Source organism: Tepidamorphus sp. 3E244 (assembly GCF_046159835.1).
GTDB lineage: Bacteria > Pseudomonadota > Alphaproteobacteria > Rhizobiales > Tepidamorphaceae > JACKJK01.
Genome location: NZ_JBJXCY010000001.1, coordinates 1,069,105 through 1,082,388, shown reverse-complemented (window position 1 = coordinate 1,082,388; position 13,284 = coordinate 1,069,105). Strand labels below are relative to the sequence as shown.

13 protein-coding genes are annotated in these 13,284 nt (G+C 64.5%); 1 reads left to right on the top strand and 12 read right to left on the bottom strand.

Going from position 1 to position 13,284, the window contains the following annotated elements; genetic code table 11:
* Window positions 1-18: 18 nt before the first annotated feature.
* The 6 genes from ACKTEK_RS05175 to ACKTEK_RS05150 all read right to left on the bottom strand — a co-directional run bounded on the left by ACKTEK_RS05175 (window position 19) and on the right by ACKTEK_RS05150 (window position 6,529).
* A complete protein-coding gene (locus ACKTEK_RS05175; protein WP_409164174.1) occupies window positions 19-747 on the bottom strand; it encodes a cyclic nucleotide-binding domain-containing protein in 729 nt (242 codons plus the stop codon).
* A gap of 119 nt (window positions 748-866) precedes the next feature.
* Window positions 867-1,487: a glutathione S-transferase family protein gene (locus ACKTEK_RS05170; protein ID WP_409164173.1), complete on the bottom strand. Its 621-nt coding sequence runs from the start codon at window positions 1,485-1,487 to the stop codon at window positions 867-869.
* 29 nt (window positions 1,488-1,516) lie between these two features.
* The gene (locus tag ACKTEK_RS05165; RefSeq protein ID WP_409164172.1) at window positions 1,517-2,833 is read right to left on the bottom strand and encodes an RsmB/NOP family class I SAM-dependent RNA methyltransferase; all 1,317 of its coding nucleotides are present in this window, start codon (window positions 2,831-2,833) and stop codon (window positions 1,517-1,519) included.
* Window positions 2,834-2,840: 7 nt separating this feature from the next.
* Window positions 2,841-4,343, bottom strand: a complete 1,503-nt coding sequence (guaB, locus tag ACKTEK_RS05160; protein WP_409164171.1) for an IMP dehydrogenase — start codon at window positions 4,341-4,343, stop codon at window positions 2,841-2,843.
* Window positions 4,344-4,589: 246 nt separating this feature from the next.
* Window positions 4,590-5,279 (bottom strand): RlmE family RNA methyltransferase, encoded by a 690-nt coding sequence (locus ACKTEK_RS05155; protein WP_409164170.1) that lies wholly within the window; start codon window positions 5,277-5,279, stop codon window positions 4,590-4,592.
* Complete coding sequence (locus ACKTEK_RS05150) at window positions 5,276-6,529, bottom strand: Ppx/GppA phosphatase family protein (RefSeq protein WP_409164169.1); 1,254 nt, start codon at window positions 6,527-6,529, stop codon at window positions 5,276-5,278. Before ACKTEK_RS05150 ends, ACKTEK_RS05155 begins: the two co-directional genes overlap by 4 nt.
* A gap of 408 nt (window positions 6,530-6,937) precedes the next feature.
* Between ACKTEK_RS05150 and ACKTEK_RS05145 the strand changes: the two genes are divergently transcribed.
* Entirely contained in the window at window positions 6,938-7,399 is a 462-nt protein-coding gene (locus ACKTEK_RS05145) for a MaoC family dehydratase (RefSeq protein ID WP_409164887.1), read from the top strand.
* Window positions 7,400-7,423: 24 nt separating this feature from the next.
* Here the strand turns inward: ACKTEK_RS05145 and ACKTEK_RS05140 are convergent, their stop codons facing one another.
* The 6 genes from ACKTEK_RS05140 to ACKTEK_RS05115 all read right to left on the bottom strand — a co-directional run bounded on the left by ACKTEK_RS05140 (window position 7,424) and on the right by ACKTEK_RS05115 (window position 13,188).
* Window positions 7,424-7,849, bottom strand: a complete 426-nt coding sequence (locus ACKTEK_RS05140) for a GlcG/HbpS family heme-binding protein (RefSeq protein WP_409164168.1) — start codon at window positions 7,847-7,849, stop codon at window positions 7,424-7,426.
* A 32-nt stretch (window positions 7,850-7,881) separates the two neighbouring features.
* Window positions 7,882-8,949: a ketopantoate reductase family protein gene (locus ACKTEK_RS05135; protein ID WP_409164167.1), complete on the bottom strand. Its 1,068-nt coding sequence runs from the start codon at window positions 8,947-8,949 to the stop codon at window positions 7,882-7,884.
* A 37-nt stretch (window positions 8,950-8,986) separates the two neighbouring features.
* A complete protein-coding gene (locus tag ACKTEK_RS05130) occupies window positions 8,987-10,267 on the bottom strand; it encodes a TRAP transporter large permease (protein ID WP_409164166.1) in 1,281 nt (426 codons plus the stop codon).
* A gap of 4 nt (window positions 10,268-10,271) precedes the next feature.
* A complete protein-coding gene (locus ACKTEK_RS05125; RefSeq protein WP_409164165.1) occupies window positions 10,272-10,814 on the bottom strand; it encodes a TRAP transporter small permease in 543 nt (180 codons plus the stop codon).
* 120 nt (window positions 10,815-10,934) lie between these two features.
* The gene (locus tag ACKTEK_RS05120; RefSeq protein WP_409164164.1) at window positions 10,935-11,915 is read right to left on the bottom strand and encodes a TRAP transporter substrate-binding protein; all 981 of its coding nucleotides are present in this window, start codon (window positions 11,913-11,915) and stop codon (window positions 10,935-10,937) included.
* A gap of 70 nt (window positions 11,916-11,985) precedes the next feature.
* Window positions 11,986-13,188 carry a pyridoxal-phosphate-dependent aminotransferase family protein gene (locus ACKTEK_RS05115; RefSeq protein WP_409164163.1) on the bottom strand — a complete coding sequence of 401 codons (1,203 nt, stop codon included), beginning with the start codon at window positions 13,186-13,188 and terminating at the stop codon, window positions 11,986-11,988.
* Window positions 13,189-13,284: the final 96 nt, after the last annotated feature.

Here is a 13,284-nt window from a genome sequence, read left to right as displayed (position 1 = left end):
GCCTAGTGCCTCAATCGGTCAAGGCATGTCAGCGGACTGAACCGGTGCATCCTGGGGAATTTCCTTCTTGCCGGTCATGGCATGGTTGGTACGAACCAGCTTGGTCAGCAGGTTGCGATTGAAGCTTGCCTCAACCGCATGGCGAATGTCGATATTGCGCAACAGAAAGTCCTTCAGGCGGCGATGGTCGAAAGCCATGGCATGCACCGGGTTGGTCACCAGCACGGTGGCCGAGGCCGTCTCGCCGCTCAGGTAGCTCATCTCGCCGATGAGATCGCCCTCGCCGCACACGCCCACGATCCGACCGTCCTTCTCGATCTGCACCGTTCCGCGCGTGATGACGATCAGTTCCGGCACCACCTTGCCCTGTTCGACGATGACCGTTTCCGGCTTGAACTCGCGCATGATGCCACGCTTCAGCAGGCGTCTAACCGCGCGGGTGTCGGCGCTGGGCAGCAGCGTGTTGACGACGATCTGCTCTTCTTCGCTCAGCGCCCGCTTGCGGTTTTCCCACGCGATGATGGCAAGCTGGACGAGGTTGACGGTGACGAAGACCGCTTCCCAGAAGACGGTGACCGGGTCGAGCAGCCAGAAATAGCCGTATGCGCCCGACGTGAGACCAGCGGACACGGCGATGATGCGCAGCCACAGCATGGAGCGCATCATCATCGACAGCACAAGCAGGACGTAGGACAGGTGCCCGACGAGCTTGCCGACGGAAAACAGATCGGCGTTCAAAAAATCCATGGCGTTGGTTATGCGCCTCAATTCCCATTGCGCAAGATCATTTGACAGCACGCATCAATCGTTCGCCTGCCAAAAGGCGCATCTTTTCGCCAAATGCGAGGGAAATGTTGCGCGGCGGCTCAGCCGTTCTGGAGCGCCATGACGCGTTTCACCGAGCCGCGCTCGTGCATGCGGCTGCGATGTTCCATCACCAGCGGAAAACGCGCGGGATCAACGCCGTCACCTTCCAGCCATGACGAGATCGCGAAGAGATAAGGATCACAGATGGTGAAGATCTTGCCCATCACCCACGGCGCCTGGAACAACTCGTTCTCGATCAGCTTAAAGCACTCGGCCATGCTCTTGGGCACGTAGGCGCTCATCGCCTTCTGGGCGGCCTTGTTGTCGGTCCAGCGATGGCCACGACGATTGTGGGCATGGGCGACGTGCACCGTGGAGGCGAGATAAGCGTTGAAGGACTGCACCTGCGCGAAGGCCCACGCATCTTCGAAGGGGCACAGCCCGGCATCGGGGTGGGTCTGCGCGATATAGGTCAGCACCGCGGGCGTCTCGGTCAGGATGCCGTCATCGGTCACGAGGGCCGGCACGCGGCCTTTCGGGTTAACCTGGAGATAGTCCTCGGACTGCTGCTGCCTGTTCTTCATGTCGAGGCACACCGGCTCATAGTCGGCACCGGCCTCTTCGAGGGCGATCAGCGTGGCAACGGCGATGGTCTGCGGTCCGAAATAGACTTTCAGCATTCAGAGATCTCCCACGAAATATTCTAGCGTCAGGATGCACGCTTGAGGACGGCGACGAAGAAGCCGTCCGTCGCGTTGGTCGCAGGCGTCAGCGTGAGGCCTTCGGGCGCAACGCGCGCTGCCTCAATGAGTGCCGACCCCGCCTCCTGCCCGAGCCGCGCCGTGATGATCTCGGCGGGATCGCAGACTGAAAAATCCGGGTTGCGCTGCACGAAGGCTGTGACCTGCTGCTGGTTTTCCTGCGGCAGGATCGAACACGTTGCGTAGACCAGCGTGCCGCCGGGCCGCACAGTCGACGCCGCCATATCGAGTACCGCGACCTGTTCCTCCAGCCGGTCGGCCAGCGACTTTTCGCTCAAGCGCCACTTGGCGTCCGGGCGCCTGCGCCAGACGCCGGTTCCAGTGCAGGGCGCATCCACGAAGGCGAGATCGAGCCTGCCTTCGAGTCCTGCCAGCGCCTTGGCATTGCTTTGCAGCACCTGCGTGTTGCGAACCCCCGCGCGCTGGAGCCGCGCGTGGATCGGCGCGAGCCGGTTGGCGTCGGCATCGTAGGCGTAGATCTGGCCCTTGTTGGCGCTCAGCGCGGCGAGCGCCAGCGTCTTGCCGCCACCACCTGCGCACAGGTCGCCGATCTGGCGGTGGGCGGGATCGAGCGCGAGGATCGCGGCGATCTGCGATGCCTCGTCCTGCACCTCGACCCGGCCGCGCTGGTAGGCGGCATCGGTCTGGATATTGGGAGAGCGCACCGGCCCCTCGCCTGCGGAGATACGCAGTGCGACAGGCGACCATTTCGTCTGCTCCGGCGCAAAGCGCGAGAGCATCTTGGCCGCCTTGGCGCGGTCCGTCTTCAGCGTGTTGACGCGCAGGTCGACCGGCGCACGCTCTGACAACGCGACGCCCTCGGCAATCCGCGCATCGCCGAACGCAGCCTCAAAGCTCGCCTCCAGCCATTCGGGATAGTCGCCGCGCACATGAGCGGGCGCATCGAGCAGTGCTTCGTTTTCCAGCCCGCGCCGGATGGCAGTCTTCTCTGCGTCCTTCAGCGGGCCGTCGCTGTGGCGGTCGGATGCAAGCGTGACTTCGAGCCGGTCCAGCCCGACATCCCACATGCAGCCATAGGCCCCGAGCGCCAGCGCGTGGCCGGTCTCGGCTTCCATGATCCACGCAAGCGACTGCTTGCGGCGCAGCGCATCGAACACGAGGTTGCCGATGGCCGCACGGTCGCCGGACCCTGCGAAGCGGTGCGATGTGCCCCAGTCCTTCAACGCCTCGGTCGCGGGGCGGTGGCGGGTGGCAATGTCGTCCAGCACCTCGGCCGCAGCCGCTATCCGTCCACCGTCGCGCATGGCGGCCTTAAACGTTCGAGGGGTAGTTCGGGCTCTCGCGCGTGATCGTCACGTCGTGAGCGTGGCTTTCGCGCAGAGAGGCCGACGAGATGCGCACGAACTGCGCCTTTTCGTGCAGTTCATTGATATCGCCTGCGCCGACATAGCCCATCGCGGCGCGCAAGCCGCCGACAAGCTGGTGGATCACACCACCGACCGGCCCCTTGTAGGGCACCTGCCCCTCGATGCCTTCGGGCACGAGCTTGAGCTTGTCGCGGACTTCGGCCTGGAAGTAGCGGTCGGCGGAGCCGCGCGCCATCGCATCGACCGAGCCCATGCCGCGATACGATTTGTAGGAGCGGCCCTGGTGCAGGTAGACGTCGCCGGGGCTTTCGTCCGTTCCGGCCAGCAGCGAGCCGATCATGGCGCAGTTGGCGCCTGCGGCGATCGCCTTGGCGAGGTCGCCGGAAAACTTGATGCCGCCATCGGCAATGACTGGAATGTCCTGCTTGCCGGCTGCTTCGACCGCATCGAGGATCGCGGTGAGCTGCGGCACGCCAACGCCGGCGACGATACGGGTGGTGCAGATCGAACCCGGCCCGATGCCGACCTTCACGGCATCCGCGCCCGCATCGATCAGCGCCTTGGAGCCCTCGCCGGTCGCCACGTTGCCGGCAATCACCTGCACCGAGTTGGACAGCTTCTTGATGCGGCCGACCTGCTCCAGCACGCGGACCGAATGACCATGCGCGGTGTCGACGACGATGACGTCGCAACCGACATCGATGAGCCGTTCGGCGCGCTCGTAGCCTTCTTCGCCGACAGTGGTTGCGGCGGCGACGCGCAGGCGGCCCTGCTCGTCCTTGCAGGCGTTCGGGTTGAGCTGCGCCTTCTCGATATCCTTGACCGTGATGAGGCCGATGCAGCGATAGTCATCGTCGACCACCAGGAGCTTTTCGATGCGGTGGGAGTGCAGCAACCGCTTGGCCTCGTCTGAATCGACCGTTTCGCGCACGGTGATCAGGTCCTTGGTCATCAGTTCCCGCACCGGCTGGTCGGGATCGTTGGCAAAGCGCACGTCGCGGTTGGTGAGGATGCCGACGAGGCGGCGCTGTTCGCCGCTATCGTCCAGTTCCACAACCGGGATGCCGGAAATTCCGTTGTGCTTCATCATGGCAAGCGCTTCGGAGAGCGACTGCTCCGGGGAGATGGTCACCGGGTTGACGACCATGCCGGATTCAAACTTCTTCACCTGCCGAACGGCTTCAGCCTGTTCTTCGGGCGACAGATTCCGGTGAACCACGCCCATGCCGCCGGACTGCGCCATGGCGATGGCCATGTGGGCCTCGGTGACCGTGTCCATGGCGGACGACATGATGGGTATGCCAAGGCGGATCGACTTGGTGAGCTGGGTCGAGGTGTCCACCTGACCGGGCATGAACTCGGACCGTCCGGGCTTGAGGAGCACGTCGTCAAAGGTCAGCGCCAGTTCGCCGAGGATCCCGTTGGAAATGTCGATTTGTGAACTCATTGCCGGCTCCGCATGCAGGTGCGCACTTCGATACCACTCTGGGTCCGCCGGTACCCGTTTGCGGGTTCCGGGGGCGGTGTGCGGCCGGAGGCCACGACCTTTCGGACTACAGAAAGCGGCGGAAGACTACGCTCATCCGTCGTGGCCGCGCTTCTTATCACCCGTTTGCGACAGGCGAAAGCCATCGTGTGCGCAATGCAGCGGTGCGGAAGGCGGTTTTCACCGATTCAAGGGCCGTCACGGGGATCAATCGTCCTGCGCGGAGCCGCGAAAGCCCTGCGCGAGCACGTAGAGCTCGACCGATTCGGGGCGGCTGGCGGGCGGCTTGACGTGTTTCACCGTCTCGAAATTTCGCTTCATGTCGGCCAGCAGCGTCTGCTCGGTGCCGCCGCGAAAGACCTTGGAGAGAAACGCCCCGCCGGGCGACAGCACTTCCAGCGCGAAATCATAGGCCGCCTCAAACAGCGCCATGGTGCGCAGGTGGTCGGTCTGGCGATGGCCTGTGGTCGGCGCGGCCATGTCGGAAATGACGAGGTCTGCGGGGCCGCCGAGCGCATCGCGGATCTTGTCCGGCGCATCGTTGTCGAGAAAGTCGAGCTGCAGGATTTCCGCACCGGGAATGGCATCCATCTCCAGGATGTCGACGCTGACGATCTTGCCAGTCTCGCCGAGCTTCTGGGCGGCAACCTGCGTCCAGCCTCCCGGCGCCGCGCCAAGGTCCAGCACGCGCAGGCCCGGTGTCAGCAGCGGTGTCTTCTCGTCGATCTCGGTCAGCTTGAAGGCGGCGCGCGAGCGATAGCCCGCGGCGCGGGCCTTTTCCACGTAAGGGTCGTTCAGCTGGCGCTGGAGCCAGCGGGTGGACGAGTTCGAGCGCTTGCGGGCGGTTTTCACCCGCGTCTTCAACCCGCGACTGCCGCTGCCCGGTGTCTTGCTCACTGCTCGCTCCGCGAATTTGCGACCTGGCGTGCCTGCCACGCGCCGTCTTCGGCCATGAGAGAGGTCAGGATGCCTTCGCGCAAGCCCCGGTCGGCGACGCGCACGCGCGCCCACGGCCAGCGCAGGCGGATCGCCTCGAAGATCGCACAGCCTGCCAGCACGAGGTCGGCACGGTCGCGACCGATGCATGCATTGGCCGCGCGCTCGTCGTAGCTCATGGACATCAGGCGGTTGTTGACGCTCTGCACCGACTGCGGGCCCATCCAGGTGCCATCGACGCGGCGGCGGTCATAGCGCTTCAGGCCGAGGTGGACGCCGGCGATGGTCGTCACCGTGCCGGACGTGCCGAGCAGGTGGACGCGCCCGCGCTGGTGCTTGTCGAGCGCGCTCAGGGCCGGGAAATCGTCGAGCATTTCGGCCACTTCCGCGACCATCTTGTCGAACAGGTCCGGCGGCACGTCGACACCGCCGTGCTTGTCCGCCACGCCGACAACGCCGACGGGGAGCGACGTCCAGCCGACGGCGGCCTCGCGCAGGCTCTCGCCGCTGCGCTGGGCGTTCTTCTTCAGGCGTTCGAAGTCCAGGACCACCAGTTCGGTCGAGCCGCCGCCGATATCGAAGACGACAACGCCGCTGGCGACCGGGTCGATCAGCGACGCGCAGCCCGCCACGGCAAGGTGCGCCTCGGTCTCGCGGGAGACGACTTCCAGCGTCAGGCCGGTCTCCTTCTGGACGCGGTCGAGAAATTCCTGCCCGTTCTCGGCGCGGCGGCAGGCTTCAGTCGCGATGAGCCGATGCCGGTTGACGCCGTTCATCACCAGCTTGTCGCGGCAGGCCCCCAGCGCATCGACCGCACGGTCCATGGCTTCGGGCGCGAGCTGGTTGGTCAGCGCCAGCCCCTGCCCCAGCCGCACGACGCGGGAGAAGGCATCGACCACGCGGAAGGATTCACGCGTCGGGCGCGCCACCAGAAGGCGGCAATTGTTGGTGCCCAGATCGAGCGCGGCATAGACCGTGTCGCCGTTGAATTTCGCCTGACCGGACGCGCGACTGCGCCCGCCGCCGGGGCGATGACGGTTGCCGCCCTGCTCCGGCTTGCGCTGTGCCTCGCCACGCTGGCCCCGATTGCCGCCGCGCCGACCGTTCGGCTTGCCGCCATCGTTCTTGCGCGCTTCGGCAGCCTGTCCGTCGGAATTGCGGACCTCGGATGCAGGGGTATGGCCGTTGGCAGCGCGCTTTTCGTCGCGCACGTGCCCGCCCCCCTGTGCGTCAGCCTTGTGCTGCGCAGGGGCCTGCCCATTGGGCTGGCTTTGGGACTGGTTGCCGGATTGATCCTGGGAGGCGACTTTGGATGTATCCTGACGCCTGCGGCGACGCCACGCGCGTCCGCCGCGCTTGCCGCGGCGCTTTCGTCGGCCCTGAGCCGACGCACCAGGCTCCCCCGGTGCCTTTGCGTCTGGTCCGTCCACGACCCAAGTCCTGCCGCGGGCGCCGCTTCGCGGCAGAGGCAACGTCAAGCGGATGATACGCGCGTTGCCGGTCCGAAGGCGCGAGCGCCCGATATTGCTGTTGAAACAAGCCTAACAATTCAACAGATTGCTGCAAGCCCGCATTTTCAGCAGCGAAGGCTGCGCGATTGCGCAGACGGGAGACACTCCTTGAAGACCGCGACCATCGCCAGAATCGAGGACTTTCACGCGCTCGTGGGGCAGGAGGTGGCGGTCAGCGACTGGGTCACCATCGACCAGGATCGGATCGACCACTTCGCCGATGCGACCGGTGACCCGCAATGGATTCACGTCGATGTGGAGCGCGCGAAGGCCGAATCTCCCTTCGGCAGCACCATCGCCCACGGCTTCCTGACCGTGTCGCTGCTGGCGCTGCTGTTCGAGTCGGTTGTGGAACTGCCGCCCGAGGGCATGGGCGTGAATTACGGGCTGAACAAGGTTCGCTTCACGCACCCGGTGCGCGCGGGCGAGCGGGTTCGCGGACGCTTTACGCTTGTGTCGGCGAGCGATCTCGAACCCGGCGTGCACCTGGAATGGGCGGTGATCGTCGAGATCGAAAATCGCGACAAGCCGGCCTGCGTCATCGAGTGGCTGACGCGCCGCTACCCTTGAGAGCATTGAAGGACGCGAGGCCGATCAACCGCCGTCGGCGTTGAAGCCAGCCGCCTCGATGGCGGCAATGGCGCAGGCCTCGTCATTGTCGGAGGTGTCGCCGGTGATGCCGACGGCGCCGATGATCGCGCCGTTCTCGCGGATCAGCACGCCGCCGGGCACCGGCACGAGCTTCCCGTCGGCCAGCGCGTTCATCGCCTGAATGAAATAGGGTTGCTCCTGCGCCCGGTTGAAAAGGGCGCGCGAGCCAAGACCCAATGCGATTGCGCCGTTCGCCTTGCCGAAGGCGATGTCCGGGCGCATGGGTGATGTTTCATCCTCCCGCGCCATGGCCTTGAGCGAACCGCCCGCATCCAGCACCGCGACGGTCACCGGCTTGAGGTTGCGTTCGCGGGCGCCCTTGAGGGCTGCGTCGATGATCTCGCGGGCCTTGTCGAGTGTCAGGGCCATGTCCGATTTGCCTCTCTCTTGTTCCGCGGGGCCTAGCCCTTGGCGCGGTTTTCTTCCAACCGCTTGTCGACGGTGGCGACGACCTCGTCCACGGCGTCGAGGGACATGCCGTTCTGCGCTGCAATCTTCTGCACCAGACGGTCGACCCGCTCGATGTTCTTCGCGCCATTGTTGAGCGCGCGCGCAGCCGACGACGGGTTGAGCAGGCTCAATGCCGCGTTGGCATATTTCTCGAACGGTACCTTGTCGGCCGGCGAAGCGCCAAGCTTCTGCACCAGTTCATCGACCCACAGGTAGATCTTGCGGGACTTGTCGAGGTCGCCGTGCACCGCGTCGAAGATCGAGACGGCCCCCTCCGGGCGCACGCAGCGGTAGTTGCCGGTGAGCAGCATCGACCACTTGGCGAACGGCACGTAGAGCGAGTCGTGGAGCTTGAGCTTGACCGGAAGCTCGGTCATCTGACCGTCCACCTCGTAGCGCGCGGCGAGGATATCGTCCTGAAGCTTCTGGAGGATCGCCGTGTGCGCATCGTCCTTGAAGCGGGCGACCTTGAAGTTCGTCGGCAAGCCGACCTGCAGCACGTTGGCGGGCTGGTCCGGCGGGCGGAAAGCCTGCGGGTCCGGGCTGCACAGCGTGACGAGACCGGGTTCGAAGTTCTGCCAGGCCTCCGGCGCGGTGAAACAATCGCCGAGCTGGGAGGTATCGAGACCGGGAATGCGCTTCAGGTACGGCAGCGGCGGCATGTTCATGATCGACATGCAGGGCACGCGCGCCTTGGCGACCTTGTCGAGCAGGTCGACGACGCCGGGGCTGCCATATTGCGGCTCCTGCATGGCAAGGCCCACAAGATCGTACCCGGCGGGGTCGACGTCACCGGGGGCCGCCGCATCGCACGCCCCCGGCAACTTCTTGGAATGGATGGCGACAGGCTTTTCGCGCCCGCGCACGGGCAGGTTCACGCGGATGCCGTCAGAATTGATGAGATCGGCTTCAGCCGGCAGACAGACGAATGTGACCTTGTGCCCTGCCATGAGGAGCTTGGCACCGAGGAGAGAGCCGTAAGACGCCCCCATCAGAAGTATGTTGAGCTTGTCTTTCATCGTCCTGTCTCCCTTGGTTCGGGCAGGTCACTCTGGCCTACCTGTAGAAGTAATCGACGAGGAACAGCGGGACCTGCGGCACGTAGGTGCACAGCAGCAGAACCGCGAGCAGAACGGCCACGAAGTAGACGTTGACCTTGGTCACGTCCCAGATGTTTGCGCGCGCCACGGCACAGGCCGTGATCAGCACGCTGGCAACCGGCGGCGTCTGCTGTCCGATGGCGAGGTTCAGCGTCACCACCAGTCCGAAATGCACGGGGTCGATGCCGGCCGCGTTGATCAGCGGGATGACGATCGGCACCACGAGGATGATCGCGGCCGCCGAATGCAGGAAGAACCCGATGATCAGGAAGAACACGTTGAGGATGAGCAGGATCACCCACTTGCTGTCGGTGAAATCGAGGATGCTCTGGGCGATTTCCTGAGGCACCTGCGCGCGGGTCAGGAAGCCGCCCATCAGGACGGAGGCTGCGACCAGCACCATGACGACAGCGGTCTGCATGCCGCCATCCAGCATAGCGCGCTTGAGGTGACGGATGTCGATCTGGCGGTACCACAGGCCGACCGCGAGCGCCGCCAGCACGGCAAGGCCGGCTGCTTCCGTCGCCGTAACGAAACCGCCGAAAATGCCGCCGAGAATGATGACCGGGAGCGTGAAGGCCGGCAGCGCCTCGATGAACGTTTCCTTCAGCCGCTTGATCTTGAAGGCTTCCTCGACCGGCAGGTCGTACTTGCGGGCGAACCAGTAGGCGACGCCCATCAGGCCAGCCGCGCCCAGCAGGCCCGGCACGACGCCGGCAACGAACAGTTGCTCGACGGAGGTGTTGGCCGAGGTCGCGTAGAGGATCATCGGGATCGAGGGCGGGATGATGATGGCGAGCGAGGCCGAGGACGACGTGACGGCCGCCGACAGCGGGCCGGAATAACCGCGCTTCTTCATCTGCGGGATGAGGATGGACCCGAGTGCGGCCACGTCGGCGACGGCGGAGCCGGAAATCTCGGCAAAGAACAGCGACACGCCGATGTTCACCATGGCGAGGCCGCCGCGCACGAAGCCGATAATCGCGCTGACGAAGTTGATCAGCCTGTCGGTGATGCCGCCGGCATTCATGATGGCGCCTGCCAGCACGAACATCGGGATCGCGATCAGCGAGAACTTGGTGGAGCCGTCGTACATGTCGAGCGCGACCGTGACGAGGCTGTTGGTGCCTTCGGTGACCAGCAGGCCAACAATGCCGGCAACCGCGAGCGCGACCGCGATCGGCACATTGAGGCAGATGAGAAAGACGAGAACCGCGAAAAGCCCAAGCATCAACATGACGTTACGCGTTCCCTGCTTTCTGCATTTCGGATTCGACCTCTTCCTCGATCTCGGCATGCTCCATGGAGATGCCGGACATGGTCAGCTTCCAGTATTCCGGGAGGCTGAGCAGTTCGCAGATGATGAAGAGGACGGCGCCGATCGGAATGACCGACTGTGTGACCTGGATGGGCATCCAGGTGAGCGAGATGAGCGTGTCGCCGGCCAGGACCTGCAGCACCTGCATGCCGGCCCAGGCCATGATGGCGAAGAACGCGATGACGGTGCCTTCCGCGAAGATGATGCCGGCCGCGCGCAGGTTTGGCGGGAGCGACAGCAGCACCGAGTCAAAGCCGATGTGCTTGCGCTTCAGCGCCGCCAGCGCCGCGCCGTAATACGTTATCCACGACAGCTGGATGGAGGCCACCTCGTCGTACCAGGAGAAGGACTGGCCGGCGAGACGCCAGATCACCGAGACGACCACGACAATCGTCAGGGTCACCATCAGGACGATCAAGAACCACTCCAGCAACCACTCGAGCGTGTTGCGCGTCTTGGCAATCATTCAAGGAAATCCCGTGAAAAGGCGCACCCTGCCCGATTTGGCGCGCTGGCTCGCGCGCCTTGCATTGGCAGGCTGGTCGGCGTCCGGGCGGATGCCCGAACGCCGTTCGCAATCAGGAGGTCAGGACTGCTTGGCGAGCGCCAGCACGTCGTCGATGAGCTGCTGGCCGCCTTCAACCGTGCTGCCGAACTCGTCGTAGATCGGCTTGGAAGCTTCCACGAAGGCTGCCTTGTCGGCCTCGTTCACCTCGACGCCGGCATCCTTGATGACCTTCAGCAGGTCGGTCTCAAGCTGTGCCGCCATCTCGTAGACCTTGGCCTGTGTTTCGGAACCGCATTCCTCAAGACCCGCCTGTACGTCCTCGGGCAGCTTTTCGAAGTGCGACTTGGAAACCAGCACGTAGGCCGGGGTGTACACGTGGCCGGTGATCGACAGGTACTTCTGGACCTCCTGGAACTTCGCCGACGCGATCTGTGCGTAGGGGTTTTCCTGGCCGTCGATGACGCCCGTCTGCAACGCGGTGAAAACTTCCGAGAAGGCCATCGGCGTCGGGTTGGCGCCGTAGAGCTGGAACATCTTCACGCGCCATGCGCCCTTCGGGGTGCGCAGCTTGATGCCGGCGAGGTCCTCGGGCTTGTTGATGGCGCGGGTGTTGTTGGTGATGTGGCGGAAGCCGTTCTCGAAGTAGCCGATGATCTTGTAGCCCTTGGCGGCCGCGGCTTCGTTGAATTTGTCGCCAAGCTCCGCCTGGACGCGCTTCATGTGCTCGCGGTCCTGGATGATGTAGGGCATCTCGAAGACGCCGAAGACATCGCCCACCGAGGACATGACGGAAGACGGCAGCGAGAAGTCGACCTGGCCGAGCTTCAGCTTCTGCAGCAGTTCCTGGTCCTTGCCGAGCTGCGAGGAACCGAAGGTCTGCACTTCCACCTTGCCCGACAGCTTGTCGTTGACGCACGCGGCAAAGGCATTGGCGCTGGATTCAAACAGCGAGCCCGGCGCACCGACGTGGCCGAACTTCATCACCATGTCGGCGGCGGATGCGCCGGTGGCGAGCAGTGCGGAGACCGCAACGCCTGCGAAGAGTGTCTTGAGTTTCATCTGGTTTCCTCCCGATTATCGGAAAATTGATTGTCGTCTTCTTGTCTTGGCTGACAGCTTGTTGCCGCCGTCATGCCGCCCGCGTGGCTGCCGTCCCGGCCCGCCCCGCAAGATAGTCCATGGCTGCCTGCGCACCGCCACTCTGGTGCGGGACGCCAGCCTTCTCCAGCCCCATCTCGACGCCACAAAGCGTGCCCATCAGCATCAGGTCGTTGAAATCACCCAGGTGACCGATCCTGAAAACCTTGTCAGCGATCTTAGACAAGCCGTTGCCGAATGAAATGTTGAAGTTCTCAAGCGCCACCTTGCGGAAGTTGTCGGCGCTGACTCCGCTCGGCATCATCACGGCCGTCAGCACGCCGGAATAGTGACGCGGCTCGGCGCAGAGCACTTCAAGGCCCCAGCCCTTCACCGCAGCACGCGCGGCCTCGCCATGGCGCTGGTGACGGGCGAACACGTTGTCGAGCCCCTCCTCGTGGAGCATCTCGACGGCCTCGACCAGCCCGTAGAGCAGGTTGGTGGCGGGCGTGTAGGGGAAATAGCCGGTCTCGTTCGGCCCCTTCATCTCTTCCCACGACCAGTAGGCCTTGGTCAGCCCGGCGCTCTTGGACGCCTTGACCGCCTTTTCGGAGATGGCATTGAAGGACAGGCCCGGCGGCAGCATCAGGCCCTTCTGGGAGCCGGACACCGTGACGTCGACACCCCACTCGTCGTGGCGGTAGTCGAGGGATGCGAGCGATGAAATCGTGTCGACCAGCAACAGTGCGCCGTGGCCGGCGGAATCGATAGCCGCGCGGATTTCCGGGATCTGCGTGACGCAGCCGGTGGATGTCTCGTTGTGGACGACGCAGACGGCCTTGATCTCGCCGCCGGTATCCTTGCGAAGATGGTCCTCGATGGCCTGCGGGTCAGCACCGTGGCGCCAGTCGCCCTCGATGAACTCCGGCTTGAGGCCGAGGTTTTCGGCGAGCTTCTTCCACAGGGTGGCGAAGTGGCCGGTCTCGTACATCAGGACGCGGTCGCCGGGCGACAGCGTGTTGACCATGGCCGCTTCCCATGCACCGGTTCCCGATGCCGGGTAGATGACGACCTGCCCCTTTGTCTTGAAGATCGAGCGCATGCCCTCGAGCGACTTGGAGCCGACTTCCGAAAACTGCGGCCCGCGATGGTCCATGGTCGGAAAGTCCATCGCCCGCAAAACGCGGTCAGGGACATTCGTCGGTCCAGGAATCTGCAGGAAATGCCGCCCCGTGCCCGTGGTCGGAGGTGCCATGCGTCTCGCTCCCCTGTTGCGCTTGAGATCAGGTCTTTGCCTGCCTTGAGCGCCTCGTCCCCTCGATTTCGCCGGTCTTGAAACCGCCGCTCAAGG

Bases quoted from the DNA above. Each gene is read 5' to 3' on its own strand.
- ACKTEK_RS05175 (WP_409164174.1), bottom strand. From the start codon at position 747: ATGGATTTTTTGAACGCCGATCTGTTTTCCGTCGGCAAGCTCGTCGGG.
- ACKTEK_RS05170 (WP_409164173.1), bottom strand. From the start codon at position 1,487: ATGCTGAAAGTCTATTTCGGACCGCAGACCATCGCCGTTGCCACGCTG.
- ACKTEK_RS05165 (WP_409164172.1), bottom strand. From the start codon at position 2,833: ATGCGCGACGGTGGACGGATAGCGGCTGCGGCCGAGGTGCTGGACGAC.
- guaB (WP_409164171.1), bottom strand. From the start codon at position 4,343: ATGAGTTCACAAATCGACATTTCCAACGGGATCCTCGGCGAACTGGCG.
- ACKTEK_RS05140 (WP_409164168.1), bottom strand. From the start codon at position 7,849: ATGGCCCTGACACTCGACAAGGCCCGCGAGATCATCGACGCAGCCCTC.
- ACKTEK_RS05135 (WP_409164167.1), bottom strand. From the start codon at position 8,949: ATGAAAGACAAGCTCAACATACTTCTGATGGGGGCGTCTTACGGCTCT.
- ACKTEK_RS05130 (WP_409164166.1), bottom strand. From the start codon at position 10,267: ATGTTGATGCTTGGGCTTTTCGCGGTTCTCGTCTTTCTCATCTGCCTC.
- ACKTEK_RS05125 (WP_409164165.1), bottom strand. From the start codon at position 10,814: ATGATTGCCAAGACGCGCAACACGCTCGAGTGGTTGCTGGAGTGGTTC.
- ACKTEK_RS05120 (WP_409164164.1), bottom strand. From the start codon at position 11,915: ATGAAACTCAAGACACTCTTCGCAGGCGTTGCGGTCTCCGCACTGCTC.
- ACKTEK_RS05115 (WP_409164163.1), bottom strand. From the start codon at position 13,188: ATGGCACCTCCGACCACGGGCACGGGGCGGCATTTCCTGCAGATTCCT.